This window comes from Streptomyces sp. TP-A0874, assembly GCF_001748085.1.
Taxonomy (GTDB): Bacteria; Actinomycetota; Actinomycetes; order Streptomycetales; family Streptomycetaceae; genus Streptomyces.
In genome coordinates, this window is record NZ_BBZK01000004.1 from 342,354 (window position 1) to 365,052 (window position 22,699).

Annotated in this window: 17 protein-coding genes, 1 tRNA gene and 2 pseudogenes; 10 read left to right on the top strand and 10 right to left on the bottom strand. The window is 70.2% G+C overall.

Features of this window, described 5'->3' with window-relative positions:
* Nucleotide 1: 1 nt before the first annotated feature.
* The 3 genes from BGP73_RS05565 to BGP73_RS05575 are packed head-to-tail and all read right to left on the bottom strand — an operon-like array spanning nt 2 to nt 3,080.
* Nucleotides 2-892, bottom strand: coding sequence for a carbohydrate ABC transporter permease (locus tag BGP73_RS05565; RefSeq protein ID WP_069812343.1), 891 nt, complete (start codon nt 890-892; stop codon nt 2-4).
* Nucleotides 889-1,779, bottom strand: a complete 891-nt coding sequence (locus BGP73_RS05570; protein ID WP_069812344.1) for a carbohydrate ABC transporter permease — start codon at nt 1,777-1,779, stop codon at nt 889-891. Before BGP73_RS05570 ends, BGP73_RS05565 begins: the two co-directional genes overlap by 4 nt.
* Nucleotides 1,776-3,080 carry an ABC transporter substrate-binding protein gene (locus BGP73_RS05575; protein ID WP_079127222.1) on the bottom strand — a complete coding sequence of 435 codons (1,305 nt, stop codon included), beginning with the start codon at nt 3,078-3,080 and terminating at the stop codon, nt 1,776-1,778. The genes BGP73_RS05570 and BGP73_RS05575 overlap by 4 nt, the downstream gene beginning before the upstream one ends.
* A 150-nt stretch (nt 3,081-3,230) precedes the next feature.
* On the opposite strand from BGP73_RS05575, the gene BGP73_RS05580 reads away from it, so the two are divergent.
* Nucleotides 3,231-4,268, top strand: a complete 1,038-nt coding sequence (locus BGP73_RS05580) for a LacI family DNA-binding transcriptional regulator (RefSeq protein WP_069812345.1) — start codon at nt 3,231-3,233, stop codon at nt 4,266-4,268.
* A gap of 252 nt (nt 4,269-4,520) precedes the next feature.
* Nucleotides 4,521-5,594: pseudogene (locus BGP73_RS05585) on the top strand (endo-1,4-beta-xylanase); the annotation flags it as partial.
* Between the two features lie 269 nt (nt 5,595-5,863).
* On the opposite strand, the gene BGP73_RS05590 reads toward BGP73_RS05585, so the two are convergent.
* Entirely contained in the window at nt 5,864-7,471 is a 1,608-nt protein-coding gene (locus BGP73_RS05590) for a thiamine pyrophosphate-dependent enzyme (RefSeq protein ID WP_069812347.1), read from the bottom strand.
* A gap of 163 nt (nt 7,472-7,634) precedes the next feature.
* Complete coding sequence (locus BGP73_RS05595) at nt 7,635-9,194, bottom strand: MFS transporter (RefSeq protein WP_079127224.1); 1,560 nt, start codon at nt 9,192-9,194, stop codon at nt 7,635-7,637.
* 248 nt (nt 9,195-9,442) lie between these two features.
* Between BGP73_RS05595 and BGP73_RS05600 the strand changes: the two genes are divergently transcribed.
* Nucleotides 9,443-10,204, top strand: a complete 762-nt coding sequence (locus tag BGP73_RS05600; RefSeq protein WP_069812348.1) for an IclR family transcriptional regulator — start codon at nt 9,443-9,445, stop codon at nt 10,202-10,204.
* Between the two features lie 91 nt (nt 10,205-10,295).
* Here the strand turns inward: BGP73_RS05600 and BGP73_RS05605 are convergent.
* A pseudogene (locus BGP73_RS05605) lies at nt 10,296-10,904 on the bottom strand (flavin reductase family protein).
* A 153-nt stretch (nt 10,905-11,057) separates the two neighbouring features.
* On the opposite strand from BGP73_RS05605, the gene BGP73_RS05610 reads away from it, so the two are divergent.
* Nucleotides 11,058-11,774 (top strand): ArsR/SmtB family transcription factor, encoded by a 717-nt coding sequence (locus BGP73_RS05610; protein WP_069812349.1) that lies wholly within the window; start codon nt 11,058-11,060, stop codon nt 11,772-11,774.
* 259 nt (nt 11,775-12,033) lie between these two features.
* Nucleotides 12,034-13,605: a 3-hydroxyacyl-CoA dehydrogenase NAD-binding domain-containing protein gene (locus BGP73_RS05615; protein ID WP_069812350.1), complete on the top strand. Its 1,572-nt coding sequence runs from the start codon at nt 12,034-12,036 to the stop codon at nt 13,603-13,605.
* A 104-nt stretch (nt 13,606-13,709) separates the two neighbouring features.
* On the opposite strand, the gene BGP73_RS23840 is transcribed toward BGP73_RS05615, so the two are convergent.
* Both BGP73_RS23840 and BGP73_RS05625 read right to left on the bottom strand, forming a co-directional pair.
* Nucleotides 13,710-14,018, bottom strand: coding sequence for a hypothetical protein (locus BGP73_RS23840; RefSeq protein ID WP_306303448.1), 309 nt, complete (start codon nt 14,016-14,018; stop codon nt 13,710-13,712).
* Between the two features lie 886 nt (nt 14,019-14,904).
* Nucleotides 14,905-15,690 (bottom strand): peptidoglycan DD-metalloendopeptidase family protein, encoded by a 786-nt coding sequence (locus tag BGP73_RS05625; RefSeq protein WP_244501099.1) that lies wholly within the window; start codon nt 15,688-15,690, stop codon nt 14,905-14,907.
* Between the two features lie 350 nt (nt 15,691-16,040).
* On the opposite strand from BGP73_RS05625, the gene ctaD reads away from it, so the two are divergent.
* Together ctaD and BGP73_RS05635 are read left to right on the top strand one after the other, a co-directional pair.
* Nucleotides 16,041-17,759: an aa3-type cytochrome oxidase subunit I gene (gene ctaD, locus BGP73_RS05630; protein ID WP_069812352.1), complete on the top strand. Its 1,719-nt coding sequence runs from the start codon at nt 16,041-16,043 to the stop codon at nt 17,757-17,759.
* A 10-nt stretch (nt 17,760-17,769) separates the two neighbouring features.
* Nucleotides 17,770-18,120 carry a hypothetical protein gene (locus BGP73_RS05635; RefSeq protein WP_069812353.1) on the top strand — a complete coding sequence of 117 codons (351 nt, stop codon included), beginning with the start codon at nt 17,770-17,772 and terminating at the stop codon, nt 18,118-18,120.
* Nucleotides 18,121-18,193: 73 nt separating this feature from the next.
* Here BGP73_RS05635 and BGP73_RS05640 read toward each other — a convergent pair whose 3' ends face one another.
* On the bottom strand, nt 18,194-19,372 hold the full coding sequence (locus tag BGP73_RS05640) for a S1 family peptidase (RefSeq protein WP_212732783.1): 1,179 nt from the start codon (nt 19,370-19,372) through the stop codon (nt 18,194-18,196).
* Between the two features lie 485 nt (nt 19,373-19,857).
* On the opposite strand from BGP73_RS05640, the gene BGP73_RS05645 reads away from it, so the two are divergent.
* The 3 genes from BGP73_RS05645 (at nt 19,858) to BGP73_RS05655 (ending at nt 21,836) form a co-directional block, all read left to right on the top strand.
* On the top strand, nt 19,858-20,478 hold the full coding sequence (locus BGP73_RS05645) for a DNA gyrase (RefSeq protein ID WP_069812354.1): 621 nt from the start codon (nt 19,858-19,860) through the stop codon (nt 20,476-20,478).
* 357 nt (nt 20,479-20,835) lie between these two features.
* A complete protein-coding gene (locus BGP73_RS05650) occupies nt 20,836-21,369 on the top strand; it encodes an SPW repeat protein (protein WP_069812355.1) in 534 nt (177 codons plus the stop codon).
* A 379-nt stretch (nt 21,370-21,748) separates the two neighbouring features.
* Nucleotides 21,749-21,836, top strand: a tRNA-Leu gene (locus tag BGP73_RS05655).
* A gap of 424 nt (nt 21,837-22,260) precedes the next feature.
* On the opposite strand, the gene BGP73_RS05660 is transcribed toward BGP73_RS05655, so the two are convergent.
* Complete coding sequence (locus BGP73_RS05660) at nt 22,261-22,581, bottom strand: hypothetical protein (RefSeq protein ID WP_069812356.1); 321 nt, start codon at nt 22,579-22,581, stop codon at nt 22,261-22,263.
* Nucleotides 22,582-22,699: the final 118 nt, after the last annotated feature.

Here is a 22,699-nt window from a genome sequence, read left to right on the forward strand (position 1 = left end):
ATCATTTGCCGCCGACCCCCATGAGGCCGTTGATCAGTTGGCGGCGGGCGAAGAGGTACACGACGAAGATCGGCAGCATGGACAGCACGACGGCGGTCAGCAGCGCCGGGGTGTCCACCCGGAACTCGGCGACGTAGTCGTACAGGCCCAGGGTCAGCACCCGCTGGGAGGCGCTCTGGGTGAGGATCAGCGGGAAGAGGAAGCCGTTCCACGCCTGGAGGGCCGCGTACACCCCGACGGTGGAGATCCCGGCCCGTGACATGGGGATGACCAGTCGGAGGAGTGTCCGGGTCTGCCCGGCGCCGTCGACGGCCATCGCCTCGTACATCTCCTCGTCGATGTCCCGCATCGAACCGGCCAGGATCAGCACGCAGACGGGCAGCGAGAACGCCGCGGTCGGCAGGATGACGGCGAGCAGGGTGTCGTAGAGCCGCAGCTGGGTGATGACCAGGTAGACCGGGATGATCACGGCCTGGGAGGGGATGGCCAGCCCCAGCAGGAAGGCTCGGAAGGCCGCCCGGGAGAGGAGGCTGCGGGAGCGCACCACCGCGTAGCCGACCGGTACGGCCAGGGCGATGACGATGGCCACCACCGCGACCGTGACGAGTGCGGTGTTGAGGAGGTACGTCGGGAACCCGCTGTGCCAGACCTTCGCGTAGTTGCCCAGCGTCGGGTCGGAGGGCAGGGCGAGCGGCCCGTTGTCGAGGTAGTCGCTCTTCTCCTTGAACGTCGCGGCCAGCAGGGCGTACAGCGGTACGCCGACCACCGCCAGCCAGACCAGCGCGCCCAGTCCGCCGGGCAGGTTCGCCCTCGGCCGGTTCGGGCGGCGGAGGGCGGTGGGGGCCGGCGGGGCGCTCGGCCGTCCGGGGGCGCCCCTGAGGTCCGTGGTCACATCCCCTCCCGGGTGCTGCGCATCTCACCGAAGCCGGTGAGCTTCACCAGCAGCAGCGAGACGGCGGTGGCGACGACGACCAGGGCGACGGCGATGGAGCTCGCGTAGCCCATCTCGAAGGCCACGAAGCCCTTCTGGTACATGAGGAACGGCAGAATGGACGTGTCCTTGCCGGGCCCGCCGCCGGTGAGGATGAGCACCGTGTCGAAGAAGGTGAGCGACCCCACGACCATCAGCACCGACGAGGTGATCGCGGTGTTGCGCAGTTGCGGCAGTGTGATCGTCCAGAAGCGCCGGTACCGGCCGGCTCCGTCGATCGAGGCGGCATCGTAGAGCGACTTGGGCACCTGGCGCGCTCCCGCCTGGTAGAGCAGGGTGTGGAAGGGGATGAACTGCCAGGAGATGACGAAGGCGACGCAGGCGAAGGCGCCGCGGGAGGTGCCGATGAGGTTGCCGTCCTCCAGTCCCAGCCAGGGCCCGAGGTCTGCGATGACGCCGAAGTTCGGGTCGAGCAGGGCTTTCCAGAGCAGCGCGATGGCCACTGAGGAGAGCAGCAGCGGTAGGAAGAAGACCGCCGAGAGCAGCGCCCGGTTGCGCTGCCGGCCGGCCGCCCAGACTCCGATGAGCATGCAGATGGGTGTCTGGAACAGCCAGGTCACCGCGGTCAGCAGCACGCTGAGCAGGATCGCCTGACGGATGTCGGGATCGCTCAGCAGCCGGCTCCAGTTGTCGGCCCCGACCCAGCTCGGGTTGCCCAGGCCGTTCCAGGTGGTGAACGACAGATAGACCACCAGCGCCATGGGCAGCACCGCGAAGAAGCAGAAGAACAGGATGCCGGGGGCCGCCCAAGCAGCGCTCGGGCGGCCCGTGAAGCGGGTGGGGCTCACTTGGCCGCCTTCATGGCCTCGACGAAGCCCTTCGGGCTCAGCTTGCCGTTGAACAACTGCTGGAGGTTGGTGTTGAGGGGGGTGACGACGCTGGGGGGCAGGGCCTGGTCCCAGGAGAGGGTGAAGGCGGGTGCCTTCTCGACCAGTTCGTACTGGAACTCGGCGTAGTCGGGGGTGCTGTGCTTCTTGAGCAGGCTCGCCGAGTCGGCCGCGGGCGGGACATCGCCGTTGGCGACCAGGGCTTCGGCGTAGAACGGCTCGGCGGCGAGCTTGGCGAACTCGACGGCCGCCTCCTGGTGCTTGCTCCGGGCGTTGATCGACCAGTAGTTCGTCGGGTTGCCGACGATGCTGTCGCTGTCCCCGGAGCCTCCCGGAAGGGCCGGGAAGGCCACGTAGCCGAGGTCCTTCTTGGCGAACTCGGGCTGGTTGGCGAGCTGGTTGGCGTACTCCCAGGAGCCCATCAGGTGCATCGCCGCCCGGCCCTTGGCGAAGAGCGTGGAGGCGCCGTCCGCCACGTAGTTGACGGAGGCGAAGTTCTTGCCGAAGGCTCCGCGGTCCACGAGTTCCCTGATGGTCTCGGCGCCCTTGAGCATGGCCGGGTCCGTCCAGCCGCCCGAGTCGCCGTCCTGGATCGTCTGGAAGACCTCCGCGCCGCCGTAGCGGTCCACCAGGTACTCCAGCCACATCAGTTCAGGCCAGGCGTCGGCGCCGCCCAGCGCGAAGGGCGTGACGCCCTCCTTCTTGAAGGTGTCGACGAGTCCGAGGAGGTCCTCCCAGGAGCCGGGGGGCTCGGCGCCGGCCGCTTCGAAGACGGCCTTGTTGTAGAAGAGGATCACCGGTTGCACACCGCGCATGGGTATGCCGTACTGCTTGCCGCCGATCCGGCCCCCTTCGAAGACCGAGGGCACGAACGCCTCCGCCAGTTCGGGGTCCTTCTCCAGGGTCGGCCCCAGGTCGAGGATCTGGCCCTGGTCGACGTAGTCCTTGATGCTGCCGCCGCCCCAGTTGAAGAAGACGTCCGGGGCGTTGGGCGACCCCATGCCGGTGCGCAGCTTGTCCTCGTAGCCGTCGGCCGGTATCTGGTGGAGTTTCGCCTTGACCTTCGACGTCTTGTTGAACTCCTTGACGGCCTGTTCCTGGACCTTGCCGGAAGCGTCCTGGTAGACCCAGACGTTCAGGGTGTCGGAGTCCCCGGAGGCGGGTCCGTTGCTGCCGCAGCCCGCCAGTAGGGAGACTCCGAGGGAAGCGGCGGCGAGGACCGAGACGGCCCGTGTTCTTCGGGCCCTCGAGCGAAGATTCATCTAGCACCTTCCGGAAACTACGGTGAACTTACCGGATCACTTCCGGGAAGCTATGGTCAGCGACGCACCCTGTCAACCGCTGCCACCACGGGAGTTCGGGTAACCTCAGGGGGTGTGCCGTTCCGTAAAGATTTCGGTCAGGGAGTCCAGGTGTCGGAGGACGAACCGAGAATCACCATCACGGCGATCGCCAAGGAGGCCGGGGTCTCGGTGCCGACCGTCTCCAGGGTGGTCAACCGCCGAGCCGACGTGTCGCCGGAGACCCGGGCCCGGATCGAGGGGTTGCTGCGCCAGCGCGGCTACCGCCGCCGCGCGCCCAGCCCCGACGAACGGGCCAACCTGATCGACCTGGTCTTCAACGACCTCGACAGCCCGTGGGCCGTGGAGATCATCCGCGGGGTGGAGGACGTCGCCCACCCCGCCGGTATGGGCACCGTGGTCTCGGCCGTGCACAGCAGGTCCAGCGCGGCCCGCCAGTGGCTGGAGAACCTCCGGAGCCGGGCCACCGACGGAGTGATCCTGGTGACCTCCGACTTCGGCTCCAGCCTGCACGAGGAACTGCGCCGGCTCGACGTGCCGACCGTGGTGGTGGATCCGGCCGGGGTGCCCTCGATCGACGTGCCGACCGTCGGCGCGACCAACTGGGCCGGCGGCATGAGCGCGACGGAGCACCTGATCTCGCTCGGCCACACCCGGATCGGCTTCATCGCCGGGCCGCGCCGACTGCTGTGCAGCAGGGCCCGACTGGACGGCTACCGGGCCGCTCTGGAATCCGCGGACCTGCCGGTGCTCGAGGAGCTGGTCTTCCAGGGCGACTTCTACCACGAGTCCGGTTTCCACGGCGCGAACGCGCTGTTCGACCTGGCGGAACCGCCGACCGCGGTCTTCGCGGCGAGCGACCAGATGGCGCTGGGCGTGATCGAGGGGCTGCGCCGGCGCGGCCTCCGGGTGCCGCACGACGCCAGCGTGGTGGGCTTCGACGACCTGCCGATCGTGCGCTGGTCCTCGCCCCCGCTGACCACGGTCCGCCAGCCGTTGAGCGAGATGGGCGCGCTCGCGGCCCGGACGGTACTGCGCTCCATGCGGGGCGAGGAACTCGAGAGCCCGAGGGTGGAGTTGGCGACCGAGCTGGTGGTGCGGGCGAGCAGCGCCCCGCCGCCCGGAAGCGGCCCTGCGGCGGACGGGTAGTCGTATCTTCCGGAAGCCGTGACCGACTGACGAAAAGGCCGACCCCGGGTTCGATCCTGCCCGAAGGACCTGCTGCCCTGGTGGCGGGCTGTCTCACCCGCGCGGGCCGAATCCTGCTTCTCCGGCCCACGGCTACAGCTGAGGCGATCCCTTCCGCAACACGCCCTTGCGGGTTCCGGTAACCCTCCCTACCTTTCCGGATGACTACCTGCTTCCGTAGAAGGAGGAACGGTGATCAGCCCAACCCACCGCATCCGGAGACGCCCCGCGGTCTTGGCCCTGTGCGGGACCGTACTCGCCGGTGCCGGCCTGCTGGGCAGCGCCCTGGCCGCTCCCGCCGCGTACGCCGGCCAGAACTCGTCGGACACCGGAAGGCACCCGCGGGCCGAGACCCTCGGCGCCGCGGCGGCGGCCAAGGGGCGGGTGTTCGGCACCGCGCTCGCCAGCGGCCACCTCGGCGAACCGGACTACGCGAACACGCTGAACACCGAGTTCAACTCGGTGACCCCGGAGAACGAGATGAAATGGGAGACCACCGAGCCCTCCCACGGATCGTTCGACTACGGGCCGGCCGACGCCGTCGCCAACCACGCCCGACGCCACGGCATGGCCCTGCGCGGCCACACCCTGGTCTGGCACAGCCAGTTGCCCGGCTGGGTGGAGGGCGTCTCCTCCGGTTCGGAACTGCTGTCGGTGATGCGGAACCACATCGACGGTGTCGCCGGTCGCTTCAGGGGACAGGTCGACTACTGGGACGTCGTCAACGAAGCCTTCGAGGAGAACGGCGAACGGCGTTCGACGGTCTTCCAGCGGCGGATCGGCGACCGGTACATGGAGGAGGCGTTCCGGGCCGCCCGGGCGGCCGACCCGGACGCCAAGCTCTGCTACAACGACTACAACATCGACGGTGTCAACGCGAAGAGCGACGCCGTCTACGCCATGGTGCGGGACTTCAAGGCGCGCGGGGTGCCCATCGACTGCGTCGGCCTCCAGTCACACCTGATCGTCGGCCAACTGCCCGGCGACTACCGGGCGAACCTCCAGCGCTTCGCCGATCTGGGCGTCGACGTCAACATCACCGAGCTGGACATCCGGATGCCGACCCCGGCGAGCGGCACCGACCTCCGCCAGCAGGCCCGCGACTACCACGGAGTGGTCCGGTCCTGCCTGGCGGTCTCCCGCTGCACCGGAATCACCGTCTGGGGGGTGACCGACAAGTACTCGTGGATCCCCGACGTCTTCGAGGGGGAGGGTGCCGCGCTGCTCTTCGACGACTCGTACCGGAAGAAGGCTGCCTACGACAGCGTGCTGCGGGCGCTGAACGGCTGATCGGGCGCCCTCGGCGCAAGGCGCCGCTGCTCCGAGGGCGACGGCTCCGCCCGGCGGGTTCCTCCGCCGGCTGCCCCCGGCTCCCGGTGTTACCGGCTCCGGGCAGCGGTCCGCGGAGTTGCTGACCGGCGCGCTCGGCGCGGGTCTCCACGGCGGCAGGGCCCGGTACCGACTATGGCGGGTCGGTACCGGGCTCCGCGTCCACACGCCTCCGCCGCCCCGGCCGCCTCGCTGACGAGGCCGTGTGGCGTTCCCGGGCGGAGCCCTCAGGGCGCGAAGCTCCGGTCGGGATCCACCGCCACCTCCAGCAGCAGCGGCTCGCTCCGGTTCCCCAGGGTCGGCACCAGCGCGTCCAGTTCGCGCAGCAGTCCGGCGTGGTCGGTGACCCGGCGGGCCGGGCACCCCAGCGCCTTCGCCAACCCGGCGACGCTGACCTCCTCGAAGTCGGGCCAGGGCGGCTTGCCGCCCTGTTTCTCCGCCAGCCGGTCCATCACCGCGTAGCGGCCGTTGGCCAGCACGACGAAGACCGCGCCCACCCGGTAGCGCACGGCCGTCCACAGCCCCTGGATCTGGTAGAGGGAGGAGCCGTCGCCGACGACGGCGACCACCGGCCGACCCGGATCCCCCATCCGCACGCCGACGGCGGCCGGCAGCGCGAACCCGAGTCCGCCCATGGCCGCACTGAGGAAGCCCAGCGGACGTCGGGCCGGCACCATCGCGTGCAGGTCCGGTCGGCTCGAGGGCGTCTCCTCGACGAGCACCGTCTCCGGTGGCAGCCGTTCTGCGAGCGCGCCCAGTACGTGGGCGGCGCGCAGGGGTTCTCCCTTCCCTGGTGGTGGCGGGAGCGCGGCACCCGGGCGCGTCGGGGCCTCGGCCGTACGGTCGGCGCGCTCGGGGACGAGTCGGGCCAGCGCGGCGCAGAAGTCGGGTAGTGGGCCGACCACCGCGAGCTCCACGGGGGCCCGACGGGCCTCCTCCGGGTCGTCGGTGACCATCGCGAGCCGGGTGCCCGGGTGCACCAGCGGCCCGTCCTCGTAGGGGTACTGCCGGAAGACCGGGGCGCCGACGGCGATGACCAGGTCGTGGGGCTCGAGGGTCTGCCGCAGCCTGGTGCGGTCCGCGGGGAGGTGCCCGGCGAACCTCGGGTGGTCCTGCGGGAAACCGGCCCGGGCCCCGAAGGATTCCTGCCACACCGGGCAGTCGAGCCGCTCGGCGAGTTCGGTCAGTGCCTGCCAGGTGGCGGCGTGGTCGGCCCCCGCCCCCACGACCAGCGCCGGACGGGACGCGGCCGTCAGGAGGTCGGCCACTTCACGGACCGATTCCTGGTCGGCGATGGCGGTCTGCCGGATGGTGGACGGGGCCGGGTCGGGCAGTTCCTCGGCCGCTTCGGTCCAGTCGTCCATCGGCACGATGACCAGCGCCGGTCCCCGTTCGCAGCGAGCGGCGTGCACCGCGCGGCCGAGCGCCCCGGGCACGTCCTGGGCGCGGAGCGGGACCTCCACGCTCACGGGGTAGTCGCCGGCCAGTTGTTCCAGCCGTCCGGCCAGGAAGGGCCGCTGGGCGAGGTGGCGGCGGTCCTGCTGTCCCACGATCACCACGAGCGGTGCCCGGTTCTCCCGGGCGGTGGCCAGCGCCCCGACCGCGTTGCCCAGTCCGGCGGTGGTGTGCAGGAGGACGAGGGCGGGTTCGTTCCGGACGACGGCCCATCCGGTGGCGGCTCCGACGACGGATCCCTCGTGGAGCGCGAGAACGAAGTCGAGGTCGTCGGGCAGGTCGGCGAGGAGCGATATCTCCGTGGAGCCGGGGTTGGCGAAGATGGTCGTGAGGCCGTGTCGACGCAGGGCCTCGAAGGCGGCGTCTCGCACCGTGCGCATGCGGATGGTCCTTCCGGGTCCGCCCCCGCCGCGGGCATCGCGGTGCGGCGGGGGGACGGGGGTGGTACCGGTGTGTCGGTGGTTCGCCGGCCCCGGCCGATCCGCCGGCTGTCGGGTCCGGCCGGCGGATCGGGGGGCCGGGTGGGGGCTTGGGCGCTCGGCGTCAGGCCTTGAGCGAGAGCCCCGGCGCGGACCGCGGCTTGTGGGCGCCCTGGCCGCGGACGAAGGAGAGGACGCAGAACCCGGCGACGACGACTGCCGCGTCCAGCCAGACGGCCGCGGTCCAGTCGCCGGTGCTGTCCCGCAGCACACCGCTGATCGCCGGCGAGAGCACGGCGCCCATCTCACCGATGAGGTTCTCCATGCCGAAGGCGGAGCCGCGCAGTTCGGGCTTGGCGATGTCGGCGGTGAGCGCGTGCCCGATGGGCTGGAGGGCGTTGAAGAACAGGCTGGCGGAGAAGAGCAGGACGCCCATGACCCAGAGCGAGGGTTTGTCGGCCGCCACCAGGTACCAGGCGAAGCAGATGGTGAGCACCGCCTGGACGCCGGTGAAGGTGAGCATCATCGCCTTGCGGCCCCAGCCGTTCCGCATGCCGTAGTCCGACAGCCAGCCGCCGACGGGGAAGCCGAGCAGACCCGCTCCGGCGTTGAAGCCGGCGGTGAGCGCGGCGTCCATGAAGGTGGAGTCGGCGGCGCTGGAGACGATGGAGACGGACCAGAAGCTGAAGAACCAGAGGTTCCACAGGATCGCGATATTGGCGATGTAGAGCAGGAAGAGGTCCCGGTTCTTCAGCACGGGACCGAGTTCCTCGCCCTTGCGGGTCAGTGCGAACAGGACCAGGCCGACGGCGAGGGCCACCTCGATGAGCGCGATCCAGAGGCTGGAGAGGCCCGACTTCTCGCCGATCACGTAGACCGCCATGATCAGGACGAGCGAGATGGCGGAGTACAGACCGAGGTGCGCGGTGGCCCGGCCGAGCTTGGCGAGGCTGAGGTGTTCCCGGAAGTGGGCGGCGAGCAGGACGCCGACCAGGATCGTCGCCGCGCCGAGGATCCAGAACGCCATCCGCCAGGCCTCGACATCGGGGAGGAAGAGCTTGCCGATGTCGATGAAGTGCGGCGTGAAGACCAGGGCGATGGTGATGCCGAAGGCCAGGCCGGTGATGACCACGCCCATACCGAGGCTGCGGTCCTTCTCCGGCGTGGTGTCGGTGATCAGGGTGCGGTCGTTGGAGTAGTACGCGCCCTCTCCCAGACCGGTGACGACCCGCACCACGATGAAGGAGACGAGTCCGCCGATGAAGCCGGTGAGCAGGGTCGCTATACCGGCCCACAGGAGGCTGACCACCAGCATCGTCCGGTGGCCGTAGCGGTCACCGAGGTAGCCCCCGGGGAACTGGGTGAGCATGTAGCCGGCGAAGAAGAGACCGCCGATGAGTCCGCCGAGGGCGTGCGGGTTGCTGGCGTCGGCGAGGAAGCCGACCCCGTTGTCGATCATCCATGTGACGACCGGTCCGGTGACTGCGCGGTCGGCAGCGCTGACGGTCCAGCCCAGCAGCAGCAGGAGCCAGACCGTGTGCCACGGCTTGTACCGGCCGCCGGTGGCCGCCTTCCCTTCGCCACCCGCGGAGGTGCCGCCGCTTCCGTCCGTGGCGGCACCGGTATTTTCCGCGGGGTCCCCGCCGGGGGGAATCTTCGACGTGTCACCGGTCTCGGCCTGCATGGCTGCTCTCCTTGGGGATGAGGGTGGGCGGAAAAACGAGACGCAGCGGCCCTACCGGTACGGCGTGGTCACCATGGGCCACGCCCGGTCTGCGGTCCCCCGCCCCGCCCTGGTACGGCTGACGGCGGAGGCGGTTTTTCCGCTGGCTGGAAGCTCTCCGACAGAAAGTTCCGCGCTCAACTTTTGTTCGGGGCTGACTCTAGGACGGGATCAGCCACTGTGGAACAGCTGGGACTAGGATTTCCGCTATGTCGAACAACGAAAAACGCGGCGAGAGCGCGAGCTCGGTGGCGCACGCGCTGCGCACCCTGCTCTATCTCCGCGGTCAGGAGGCCGTGCGGCTCACGGACGTCAGCGAACACCTCGGGGTGGCCCGCTCGACCGCACACCGGTTGCTCACCACGCTACGGGAGCACGGGTTCGTCGAACAGGAGCCGGGCGGACGCCGATACCGGCTGGGCCCGGCCCTGCTCGGGCTGGCACGCGGGCTGGCCGAGGAGCGGGCGCTGATCCGGATCGCCCGCCCCCACCTGGAGTCCCTCCGGGACGCCGCCGACGAGACCTCCAACCTGCTGGTACTGGACGGTCCGGACGCCTTCTTCCTCGATGGGGTGGACGGCACGCAGCCGCTGCGGGTGGTGCCCCGCACCGGGGACCACGTCCCGGCCTACAGCACGGCCGGCGGCAAGGCGATCCTCGCCGAACTCCCACCGGAAGCGGTCCGGTTGCGCTATCCGAGCGGTCTCACCCGGCTCACCCCCGCCACGCTGCCGGACCTGGACGCCCTCGCCGCCGATCTGGCCCTCACCCGGGAGCGCGGCTACGCCCTGAACTTCGACGAGAGCGTCGTCGAGGTGCACGGCGCCGCCGTCCCGGTCCGGGACCGCCACGGGGCGGCCATCGCCGCCGTGACGGTGTCCGCCCCCAGCACCCGTCTCGACCATGCGCGCGCCGCCGCGCTCGCCCCCCTGCTGCGCTCCACCGCGGACGCGATCAGCGCGCAGCTCTGATCTGCTTGGACACCGGCCGACCGGGACGGCCGGGTCGCGAGGAGCCGGGTCGCGAGGAGCCGGGTCGCGAGGAGCCGGCTCCGCTACCGGGTCAGCCTCCGGTTGGCGCTGGCCGACCGCAGGGAGCCGGCGTCCCGGTCGTCGAGGTGTGGGGCGTCGAGGTGCGGTAGGAGTGGCCGAGTTCCGGCCCCAGGCCCAAGTAGTGGCGGAAGTTGTGGATCAGCGGGCTCCACGCGGCCGGATCGATGTGCCCGGTGCCGGGCACCACCAGCCGGGGGTCGGCGTGCACCTTCCGCATCCCGGCTTCGACGATGGCGAACTCCGCAGTCACGTCCGGCCGCACCCGCTCGGCGCGGGCCTCCAACTGTATGGGGCATTCCGCGACCCCGGGGCGGTCGGACCAGGTCGGAGGGCTCGCCGTGCAGGCCGCAGGCGCCGAACCTGTCCGGCTCGAACCGGCACCCCGCCGGCTTCGCGGCAGGCACCGGACTGCGGCCGGTCAGCGGAGCCAACCGCTCCACCGCGCCCCACAGGGACGGGTCGGGCAGGTTGATGACCAGGTCGGGGCGGTGGCCCAGGTTGTGCGCGGTCTGGCCATGCCGCCCCAGGCCGAGTACCGCCGTCTTCCCGAGGGCCCAGGCCGAGGAGATGGGCGCGAGGTTGGCGGACCGTCCTCGTTCTCGGTCGACAGGAGCACCACGGGGGTTCCGAAGTACAGGATGCTGGGCTCGATCGTCTTGTGGCCGCCGGCCGCGCTGCGGGCAGCCGGCTGGGCGTTGCGCTGTCCGTGGCGGGGAGGTTAGGTCGCCGACGTTTCGGCGGTGGCCGAAGCCTCGCAGGCCATAATGGGAATGTGGAGACACGGCGCGCCCGCGGAGAAGGACCGGACCTCGCCTCGGTGGCGAAACTCCTCGCCGACGGCACCCGTGCGGCCTTCTGCATGGCCCTGCTCGACCGCCGGGCGTGGACGGCAACCGAACTGGCCCACCACGTGGGCGTGGCGTCCTCGACGACGACCGGGCACCTGAACGCGCTCGTGCACGGCGGGCTTCTCGCGGAGGAACGCCAGGGGCGCCACCGCTACGTCCGGATCGCCGCCCCGGAGGTCGCCGAGCTGATCGAGGGCCTCGCCGCCCTCGCCCCGGACCGGACCACTCCACGCTCGCTGTCGGCGACCGGCCGGCGTCAGGCCCTCGCCCATCTCCGCACCTGCTACGACCACCTCGCGGGAACCGTCGGAGTCGCCATCACCGATGCGATGACCGAACGGGAACTGCTGGACTGGGAGCAGGGCCTCCGGCTCACCGGTGCGGGCACGAGTTGGCTGGGTGAACTCGGCATCACCGTGTCGGCGGGGAGCCGACGCCCGTCGGTGCGCTCCTGCCTGGACTGGACCGAACGCCGGCCGCACCTGGCTGGCGCCGTCGGCGCCGCCCTGTGCCATCACGCCTTCCGAGCGGGCTGGATCACCCGCGTCGGCACCACCCGTGCCGCGGCTGTGACCGCCGCCGGCCGGCAGGCCCTGGGCCGCCATCTGGGCCTCTCCGAGAGCCTCCTCACGAAGGCCTGAGGGCTGGCCGGGGATGCCCGGCCGGCCCCCGACGACCGGCCCCCGACGACCGCCGCGGGGTCTCGCCGCGTTGTCGGAACACCCCGATACGCCCAGTATCAGGACGTCCCTCCGCCTTGCGATGCACCGCATCTGACGCCGTGCGCTGATCCACCGGGGATCATGGGACAACCCTCAGCCGCTCCGGTCAGGCGTTTCAGACCGGGCGCTGCGGAGAGACCACGGCTGTACCGCAGGAACCGAGAGCACGAGGAGTCAGATGCGCATCAGGATCGTCGGTGCCGGGGTGATGGGACGCGGTATCGCCCAGTGGGCGGCCGCCGCCGGGCACACCGTCGAACTCGCCGACGCCCGGCCGGAGTCGGTCGAGGAGGCGGTCTCCTTCATCGGCCAGATGCTTGAACGCGCCGTCGCCAAGCAGCGGATCACCAGGGCGGAGGCCGTCGCCGCGGCGGCCCGGCTGCTGCCGCTGGACACCCCCCTGCTTCCTGCCGCCCCGGACGGCGGCGACGCTCCGGAACTCGTCGTCGAGGCCGTGCGCGAGGACCTCGCGACCAAGGTGGAACTCCTCCGGGGCCTGGAAGAGGTGCTGCCGGAGAAGACGGTCTTCGCGACGAACACCTCCTCCCTCTCGGTCACCGAGATCGCGGCGGGGCTCAGGGACCCCTCCCGTCTGGCCGGTCTGCACTTCTTCAACCCGGTTCCGCTGATGAAGATCGCCGAAGTGGTGCCTGGAGCGGCCACCCGTCCCGGCATCCCCCCGGCCCTCGTCGACCTGGTGCGCGGCTGCGGCCACCAGGCCGTGGTGGTGGCCGACACCCCCGGTTTCCTGGTCAACCACGCCGGGCGCGGGCTGATCACCGAGGCCCTGGCCCTGCTGGAGGAGTCCGTCTCCGATCCGGTCGGTATCGACCGCATCGCGCGTGACGTGCTCGGGCTGCGGATGGGGCCCTTCGAACTCACCGATCTCACCGGTCTGGACGTCACCTCAGCCGTCATCGACACCATCTGGCGGGGCTTCCGCCATTCCGAACGGCTCCGCCCCTCCTATCTGACACCTGGCCGGGTCTCCGCCGGGCTGCTCGGCCGCAAGACGGGGCGGGGCTTCTACGACTACGCCCCGGGGGCGGGGGCCGTCCGTCCCGAGGACCCGGTGGACGGGGACGCCGGCCGTCCGATGCTGGTGGTAGGGGACGGCCCGCGCGCCGTGGAACTCAGGGGGGCGCTCGCCGAAGGGGGCGCCACCGTCCTCCGGGAACCGGCCGACGCCGTCTCCTCACGAGCGGTGGTACTCGTCCCGACCTGGGGGACAACGGTCGCCGCCGCCGTCCACGGACTCGGGCTGCCTGCCGACCGCACCCTCGGGGTGGACCCGCTGTCGCTGGCCACCGGTCGGCGGGTGCTGGCTATGACGCCGGCGTCCGCCCCGGACACGGTGCGCGATGCCGCGGCGGTCCTGGCCCGGCCGGCCGTGCCGGGCGCGGACGGCGCCCCGACCGTCCGCGCCGTCTCGATCGTCGGCGACACCCCGGGCTCGGTAGCCCAACGCCTGCTGGCGTCGATCGTGTCGGTGGCTGCCTCCATCGCGGAACGCTCGATCGCCGAACCGTCCGACATCGACCTGGCGGTGACCGCCGGCCTGGGCTATCCGACCGGCCCGCTGGCCTGGGGGGACCGGATCGGCGCCGGGGCGATGCTTGAGCTGCAAAGGGCACTGCTGGACGCGACGGGGGACCCCCGTTACCGGCCGACCCGCTGGCTCGTGGAACGGGCGCAGCTCGGACTACCGCTCACCGAGCGGGGTGCCGTTCCGCCCCATTCCGCCGGCTGACCGTTCCCCCGCCTGTGCCGGCCCCCGCCGCGCGCTCGAAGCCGCGACGGGGGCCGGCCGCCTTCAGGGCGTCCGCGGCGCTCCTCGGAGAGCAGCGGAGGTGGTCAGCAGCGCTTGGAACTCACCGCCTGGTTGGGGAGCGGGTCACCGGCTGCCCGGAGGGAGCCGATGGCGGCCGTGCACTCCGCGACCGTGTCGGTGCCCTTCGACCAGTACTCCTGGTCGTTGCTGTTCGTCCAGGAACGCTTGCCGACGATCTCGTCCTGCGAGTAGCTGTAGATCCCGATGCTCACGTCGTAGTCCCCGTGCCCGGCACGGAAGGATTCCCAGACCCACAGATATCCGTAGTTCCGTTCGCATTCAGCCGAGTAGAACTGCTTGACGGATGCGACCGTGACCCCGCCGCGCACCACGTACGCGGTGTCCCCGATCTGGTGCGCATCATCGCAGACGCCGGCCGCCTGAGCCTTTTTACTCTCCGGATTCCCGGCCTCGGTCGGGGCCTGGGAATGAGTCGCACTCCGCTGGGACGGTTCCGGCGCCGGGCCGCTTCCGGCAAAGGCGGAACCAGCCGGGATAAGAGCGAAAGCGCAGGTCAGCCCCGTGAGAGCACGCTTGGTGTATCGCATGCGGAATTACTCCTTTGGCTCGCACATAGTTGTCCGCTTTCTCTGGAGCCCACGTATCACAATTCCGATCTCACATCGATCGACGTTGCCCGCGAACCCCTGACTGCCTGATGAGACACGCGGCCTCCAGGAAGGGTTGCCCGGCAACTACATGCGAATTCCTGTCCGATTAACGGGGTGGGCGGGAAATTCCCGTCGGACTTCTGGACCCGCGGTCAGGTTGCCGCAGAATCCAGCCATCCGGAGGGTCTCCCTAAGGGTTGTCCCGTAATCCCCGGTGGATCAGCGCACGACGGCAGATGCGGTGCTTCGCAAGGCGGAGGGACGTCCCGATACTGGGCGTATCAGGATGTTCCGACAACGCGGCGAGGTGCCGTAGCTGTCGTCGTGCGCCCACCGGGGATTACGGGACAACCCTTAGTGGCGCGGCGATCACCCCAGCGCGCCGGCGCCACCCGCTCCCGGGCTGCGCACCCGACACCCTCGGCTCTCGGGCGCCGAGCCGGGGCCGGGCCGGTCGGCCCGTAGGGCTCACGGCCGGTCGGCGACCTGGCCCATCGCGCTCATCAAGCCCGCCGTACAGGGGAGATGAGCCCGCCCCGCCGTCCGGTGCCGATGTGAGCGGTGGCCGCGGTCTGCCCGGGCGCGGCGGCGTGGGCGGGCGGGGCCGTCAGCCGTTCTGACTCACCGGCGCGGACCCGGTCGGGTAGTTGGTGCCGGTCTCCACGGAGTCGGGGATCTCCAGGCTGAGCTGGCTGTCGCAGTACACGACGTTCCAGTGCAGGTGCGCGCCCGTCACGTTCCCCGTGGCGCCGGAGGTGCCGATCTGCTGGCCCGCGGCCACCTGGTTGCCCTGGTCGACGATGGTCGAGCTGAGGTGGGCGTACTGGGTGCAGCGGTTGTTGCCGTGGTCGACCAGCGCCATGATGCCTCCGGCGCCGTTCCAACCCTCGAAGTAGACGGTGCCGGCGGCCGAGGCCACGATCGGGGTGCCGCTGGGGGTGGCGAAGTCGACGGCGTGCCGGTTGTAGTCGTCGTTGTGCGAGTAGCCCGAACCCGGGGTCTGGGTCACGGTGTACGCCTGGCCTGCCGGATAGGGCAGCTTGAACGGCGCTGCACCGCCGGAACAGGCGGGCACCACCGGAGCGTTGGAGCCGGTCTCCAGGAAACCGTCGGTGACCCAGCCGCCGCTCGGCAGTTTGTTCCAGATGTCGGTGGCGCCGCCGATGCCCTCCACGGTGTCGCCATGGCTGTAGCAGGTGATCGTCACACTGCTGCCGTTGGCGAGGCTGCCGACCACGTGCGCGCCGAGTCGGGGCTCCGACCGCACGTTGAGCGGCAGGCCGTCGGGGACGGACACGCTCACCACGGCGTCGGCCTGCGCCGACCCGATCGGAACCATGACCGCCAGTCCGGCGAGGGAGAGGGCCAGCGCGACCCGGACGCTGCGACGCATCAACGGCTCCGAAAGTGGTGAGGGACAGCAAGGACAGCAGGATTTTGGCATGTATGCGACGACCTTACTACCCGTCGGTACAACTTCCTTTCGCAAGCCTCCACCGCCGCGGACCCAGGGGGCTGCGGCCTACCGCTCAACCGGTTCGGATACCGCCGGACACCGTCGCCGTCCACGGGCAACCGGCCACCTGGACACGCCCACGGAAGGGGCAACCTGGATTCACGGGGAATTCCGCACTATCAAGACGGGGTCACAAATACGGCGCAGTCGGCGCATCCGAACTGCGGCCTACCGCATACGAAAAGAGCCGTGCCGCCAGGGCATGGTCAAGGGAGAGCCGAGGAAGCATGACGATCGCACCCGAGGCAGAGCGGCCGACCCGAAAGCGGAGCCCCGGACGGGTGGCGGTCGAATGGCTCACAACCACCGATCATAAGAAGATCGGTTCTCTCTACATGATTACGGCGTTCGCTTTCTTCCTCCTCGGCGGACTGCTGGCGCTCACCATGCGGGCCGAACTGGCCCGGCCCGGGCACCAGGTCATCTCCAACGAGCAGTTCAATCAGTTCTTCACGATGCACGGCACCATCATGATGCTGATGTTCGCCACCCCGCTCTTCGCCGGATTCGCGAACTGGATCATGCCCCTCCAGATCGGTGCACCGGATGTGGCCTTTCCCCGGCTGAACATGTTCGCCTACTGGCTCTACCTGTTCGGCTCCCTCATCGCCGTCGGCGGCTTCCTTACCCCCAACGGAGCGGCCGGTTTCGGCTGGTTCGCCTACACACCGCTCTCCCGCGACCTGTACACCCCCGGCGTCGGCGCGGACCTGTGGATCATGGGACTCGCCCTCTCCGGGTTCGGCACCATCCTGGGCTCGGTCAACTTCATCACCACGATCATCTGCATGCGGGCGCCGGGGCTCACGATGTTCCGCATGCCGATCTTCACCTGGAACGTGCTGCTCACCGCGGTTCTCGTCCTGCTGGCCTTCCCGGTCCTGGCGGGCGCCCTGCTGGCACTCATGGTGGACCGACTGTTCGGCTCACACATCTACGATCCGGCGGTCGGCGGGGTCTTCCTCTGGCAGCACATGTTCTGGTTCTTCGGCCATCCCGAGGTCTACATCATCGCCCTGCCGTTCTTCGGCGTGATCTCCGAGGTCATCCCGGTCTTCAGCCGCAAACCGATCTTCGGCTACATCGGGCTGATCGGCGCGACCATCACCATCACCGGACTGTCGGTCACCGTGTGGGCGCACCACATGTTCGCCACCGGCGGTGTGCTGCTGCCGTTCTTCGCCTTCATGTCCTTCCTCATCGCCGTACCCACCGGGGTGAAGTTCTTCAACTGGATCGGCACCATGTGGCACGGTTCGCTCTCCTTCGAGGCACCCATGCTCTGGTCGATCGGGTTCCTGGTGACCTTCCTCTTCGGCGGACTGACCGGCGTGGTCCTGGCCTCGCCACCACTCGACTTCCATGTCACCGACTCGTATTTCGTGGTAGCCCACTTCCACTACGTGGTCTTCGGCACCGTGGTCTTCGCCATGTTCGCCGGATTCCACTTCTGGTGGCCGAAGTTCACCGGGAAGCTGCTCGACGAACGCCTTGGCAAGATCCAGTTCTGGACGCTCTTCGTCGGATTCCACACGACCTTCCTCGTACAGCACTGGCTGGGCGCCGAGGGGATGCCCAGGCGGTACCCCGACTACCTGGCCGCCGACGGTTTCACCTGGCTCAACACCGTTTCCTCCATCGGTGCCTTCCTGCTCGGCATCTCGACGCTGCCGTTCCTCTTCAACGTCTGGAAGACCGCCAGGTACGCGCCGAGGATCGAGGTGGACGATCCCTGGGGGTACGGCAGGTCCCTGGAGTGGGCCACCTCCTGCCCTCCGCCCCGGCACAACTTCCTCACGCTGCCGCGGATTCGCTCCGAGTCCCCGGCCTTCGACCTGCACCACCCGAACACGGCCGCCCTCGACGACGCCATGAACCGCTTCGCCGGCCAGCCCGAGAGCCCCGACGCCCCCACAGCGGCTCCCGAAGACCGCGGTCGAAGCTGAGGCGGCGAGGGTGCACGACGAACGGGACATCGAGGCCGGCATCGCGCAACTGGAGGGCTACCTCCGCTCGCAGACGGACATCGCCGAAGCCCAGCAGGCGGCCGAGGAGTTCGCGGACCACCTGCCGTGGCTGACCACCGACCAGCGTGCGGAGCTCGTCGGCCTCTACACCGAGGACCGGCTGGTTCTCACCCGGCAGTACCTGCGGCGGGTGGTCGGCAGATGCACCGAACTGCGCGCCGAGTACTCCGAGCGGTATGAGGAGTTGCGCCGCCGGCTGATCTGCCTCACCGTCACCGCCGTGCTGGGCAGCATCGCCCTGAGCAGTTGCACCGTCCTGCTGCAACAGGCGGGCGGCTGACCCGGGGCTCGCCGCCGAAGAAGTGGGATGTAGCGGCCGGCGGTGTGGCACCGCCGGCCGCTACATCCGTCCGTCAGGCGGTCACCAGGGTCAGTCCGTACCGGTCGAGGATCTCGTTCACCGGCTGGTACCAGGTCTCCCCGCCCTCGGAACAGTTGCCCCAGCCGCCCGAGGTGACGCCCTGGGCCTGATCACCGCTGATGAAGGAGCCTCCCGAGTCGCCGGGCTCGGCGCAGACGCTGGTCTTGGTCAGTTCGTAGACGACCGCGCCGTCGCCGTAGTTGACCGTCTCGTTCTTGGCGAGCAGCGTCCCGCAGTGCCAGTGCGTCGTGGAACCGGAGCGGCAGATGGATGCCCCGACGGGCGCTTCCTGGGAACCGCGTACCAGCACGTCGCTCACGGTGCCCCAGCCCAGCACGACCGGCTCGGTCCACCATCCGTTGCCGATGCGGATGAAGGCGTAGTCGTCACCGGGGAAGGACGAGCCCTCGAAGGTGCCCATGGCGGAGTTGTCCCAGCCGACCACGGAACTGCCCACACCGCCGCAGTGACCGGCACTGACGAAGCCTCCCTCCACGGAGAACCCTATGGAGCAGCGGGTGTTCCCGTTGATGTAGTACGGGTCGCCGCCGACCACACCGGCCGAGAAGGTCCGCGGCCCCTGGTGGTCGCTCTCCTCGACGGTGACCGGCCCCCGTCGGCGGGCGTCGTCGAGGAAGGCGCGCACCCTCGGGTCCTCGGTGGTCCCCGCACGCACATCGACGACGACGCTGCCGGCCCGCGGGTCGACATGCCAGCTGCGCACCTGCGCGGGGACGGTGCCCTTCTCGGCACCCGCGTCCAACGCCTCCTTGGCGGAGTCCAACTCGGCGAGGGTGTGCTCCACCGCCACTGCCCGTGCGCCGGTGGCCCGTACCGCCCCGGCGCGCGCACCATCCGCCACACCGACGGTCAGTTCGCCGCGTTCGGCGTCGAACCACGCGCCGCCGAAGGCGCTTCCGGCCGCCCGTCTGGCCGTCTCCTCCAGCTCGGCCGCCTTAGCCTCCTGTCGGAGCCTGGCGGTGGCCTGACTCTCGCTCAGGCCCAGATCACGCTGCAGGGCCTCGATCACTTCGGGGGCGGCGGCGGTCTGTGTGGCAGCTTTCGAGGCGGTCTGCGGGGTGGCCGACGAAGTGCTCAGGCCGATCGCGCTGAGAGCGCCCGCTACCACCAAGGTGATGCCGATCCGTACGCCGGACTTCCTGTGTCGCACCCGGTTCTCCTTCAGCTAGGGGCTCTCCCGCAACCTCGGTGGACCGGTACACGGCTTGAGGTGCGAGCAGGCCGCAAAGCGGAGGGAACGTTCCGGAGACTGGCTCCATCACCGGATGTTCCGACACGCGGCTAGGCGCCGTAGCCGTCGTCGTGCGCACACCAGGGACTGCGGGACAGCCTGGGGAGGTGACGCGCCCCTCGAAAAACCCGGTCCCTCCGCGGAGTTCGCCGTCGCAGCGGCCTGCCGGCACCGCTCGGCCGGGGCCGTCCGAGACTCCCTCCGGCGCGGAAAAGCCGGAGACCGAGGCTCTTGAGAGCGCTCTCTCGTGCTGTCCGCTGGAAGTCTAGGAAGGAGAGATTGTCATGTCTAGACCAAGTGCAGGCCGGATGTCGGAAGCGAGCCCGTCCCCCATGGAGCGGGCTGCTACCCCTCGGGCCGCTCCGCGAAGGACACCGCCCGCAGCGATCGGGGATAATCCCGGGATGGGCAGCACTTCCTGGCGCAACACGACGCACGACTGGACCGCGGGCGTCGACGCCGGCCATCTCGCGCTCGTTCGGAGTGATCCGGTCACCTTCGCTCCCGGCGGCCTGCCGCACCTGCTCCTCGAGGTCGTCGCCTATGCCGCCGACGAGGCCGAGTCCAGGGGCGAGGGGCGGTGTACCGTCACCCTCCATCCGGACGGCTCAGTCTCGGTCGCGGACGACGGACGGGGCACCGACACGCGGTTCGACGACCGGGGCCGCGCCGTGAAGAAGCCGGTCGTGTCGTCGGAGGATCTCCGCTTCTTCGGGGTACCTGACGCACAGCTGCTCCCCGACGGCCACCCGAGGCGAGGTATGTCGGTCGTCGGAGCGCTCAGCGAATGGCTCGTCCACAGCAACCGCCGCTCGGATGCCGCCTGGGTCCAGCGTTACGAGAACGGCTTCCCGGTGACCGACCTGGTGCCGATCGCCGACGACGGCACGACCGGAACGACGATCCGTTTCCGCCCGGTTGGCCCGCTGCGCCCGTCCGCCCGGCTGCCGACCGAGGAACTGGAGCCGCTCGTCACCGCGTGGCCGCACCTCTCTGTGGAGATCCACGATCTCCAGGACGGCTGACCCGGTGGGCCGGCGATCTCCGAGAAGCGGTCCGGGACAACCGCCGTCCCCCCGTCCGGGATCCGCCGGGGAGAACGTGCCCGAAGCCTGATACCCATCGGCAGAGCCCGGGCTTTGCCGTCGTCCGCCGGTCTGCCGCAGCAACAGCCGACGGGGAGCCGCGATCGGCCGTACCCGCCGCCCCCGAGACACCTCCCGATCACCGGCGCGGGCGCCACGGCCGCCGAGCCGGGGCGCCCGGGGGCACGGCTCGGCAGCCGATCGGAAAACCCCTGGTCGAACGGGCGGAATGTTTAGCTCCGATGGCCACGGCTACGCCGCATAGCGTACGAACATCCTCAAAAGGAGGTGTCTGAGGTGGCCGCACCGACCTCCCACGATATCGAGCACCATCCCGATATCGCGGCTCTGCGGGCCCGCTCCGAGCGGGCGACTAGTAACCCGCCGGCGCAGTTCGTCGAGGCGCTGAGCCTACTGGCCGGCCTCTACCTGGCGGTCTCACCGTGGATTCGCGGCTTCAACGGCATGACGACGCTCACGGTGAACAACCTGATCACCGGCCTGGCGCTGGTCGCGTTCGCGATCGGCCTGGGGAGCAGCAGCGCCTACGAGCGCACCCACGGCATGTGCTGGGCCGCGGCCGGCATCGGCCTCTGGACTATCGCCGCACCCTGGGTGGTGGTCGGAGCAGCGCACAACAGCACGACGATCATCAGCAACTCCGTCGTCGGTGGTTGCGCCGTGCTCCTGGCCCTCGCCACCGCGATAATGGCGGCGTTCAGCCGGCGTCGCGGCCCGAGCCACGAGCGCGGTTCCGGCCGTGGTTACGAGAGCCGTGGTTATGAGAGCCGTGGTCACGGAGCCAGCGAGGGCTACGGCCGCAATCGCTGACTCCCGAGGCCGGAAGGAGACGGCCCGACAGGACACATCGAGCCACACTCGTGGGGACAGCGCCTCCGCGCTGTCCCCACGGGCCTTCCCTGCCGCCGCAACCCCCTTCTCGGTCCCGGACTCTGGTGGTCCCGGGCGAATGCGACCCCAAGTCTGGGGGGCTCGTCCGGCCGCAGCGCACCGCGCCCACACTCGACCGTGGGCTCCCGGACCGGCACCGGCACCGGCACCGGCAGAGCGGACGCCGGGTACGGGGCGATCCACTGCGGAGCCGAGCGAGCACGCTGCGCTTCGAACCGTCCAGGGAATCGAGGGTGAAGAGCGCTCCGAAGCCCTGGTATCGTTGGGTCTGTCACCCGGGAAGCCGGGACGACCACCAGTCCGGGTGGCGGAATGGCAGACGCGCTAGCTTGAGGTGCTAGTGCCCTTTATCGGGCGTGGGGGTTCAAGTCCCCCCTCGGACACCAGCGAGACCCCACATTCGTGGGGTTTTCTCCTTTTGGGGACCCGCCCCCGTGTTTGGGGGATCCGCTCCATCGCGCCGGCCCGGGCGGTCCCGTCAGCGAGTCTTACCGCGCCCCGAACTGCTACAAGGCGCAGTTGCTCGCAGCGGACGAAGCGTACGTCCGCAACTTCTGCGAAGCGTGTGGCTTCGCACCGCTGGCCCAGGGATCCCGCCGGTACCTCGCCTGAGGCTGTCCCGCACGGGGGCGGTCGGCACCCACCGCGGCGCCTGGTGCCGGGACGGACGGTCCCGGACGTCGCCGTCAGCGTCCGCAACGGGACCCACCGTGAACGACTCCGGTCGTCCTCGGCGAGCCACGGGCCTCGCCACCACCGTGGACCGCACCGGCTCCCGGCGGGCGCGGCACGCAGAGGATCGGCCGTGTCCTACGGAGTGCCACGGCCGTCGAGGAGGCGAAACAGCACATCGGCCTCGGCGTGGAGCCGCGCGGCCCGGTCAGCGTGTGCGGGAGCCGTCAACCCCGCCGCGGCCGCCGTGCGTTCCGCGGCCTCGGCTCGCACGATCTCCACCACCTCGCACTCGCTCAGTTCCCGACGCGCCACCTCGGTGGCGCCTGCGCCGACCGGTGACTGTTCGAGGACCAGGCCGCGCACCCCGGCCTCGTCCACGGGCACCGCCTCCGCGTTGTCGAGCGCGGCGAGCGTCGCACGCAGGGCGCTCACCGCCGCTTTGTCGCGGGCGCGCATCGCTCCCGGGAGCGCTTGACGCATGCGGACACGTAGGGACATGCCGGGACCCTACGGCCGTGCCGCTGGCCCGGCAACGGAGTATCTCCGCGCATGACCCGGTCGCCGCGGCGGGCTC

Bases quoted from the DNA above. Each gene is read 5' to 3' on its own strand.
- BGP73_RS05645 (WP_069812354.1), top strand. From the start codon at position 19,858: ATGGGCAGCACTTCCTGGCGCAACACGACGCACGACTGGACCGCGGGC.
- ctaD (WP_069812352.1), top strand. From the start codon at position 16,041: ATGACGATCGCACCCGAGGCAGAGCGGCCGACCCGAAAGCGGAGCCCC.
- BGP73_RS05595 (WP_079127224.1), bottom strand. From the start codon at position 9,194: ATGCAGGCCGAGACCGGTGACACGTCGAAGATTCCCCCCGGCGGGGAC.
- BGP73_RS05600 (WP_069812348.1), top strand. From the start codon at position 9,443: ATGTCGAACAACGAAAAACGCGGCGAGAGCGCGAGCTCGGTGGCGCAC.
- BGP73_RS05575 (WP_079127222.1), bottom strand. From the start codon at position 3,080: ATGAATCTTCGCTCGAGGGCCCGAAGAACACGGGCCGTCTCGGTCCTC.
- BGP73_RS05625 (WP_244501099.1), bottom strand. From the start codon at position 15,690: ATGCGTCGCAGCGTCCGGGTCGCGCTGGCCCTCTCCCTCGCCGGACTG.
- BGP73_RS05590 (WP_069812347.1), bottom strand. From the start codon at position 7,471: ATGCGCACGGTGCGAGACGCCGCCTTCGAGGCCCTGCGTCGACACGGC.
- BGP73_RS05615 (WP_069812350.1), top strand. From the start codon at position 12,034: ATGCGCATCAGGATCGTCGGTGCCGGGGTGATGGGACGCGGTATCGCC.
- BGP73_RS05660 (WP_069812356.1), bottom strand. From the start codon at position 22,581: ATGCGCGCCCGCGACAAAGCGGCGGTGAGCGCCCTGCGTGCGACGCTC.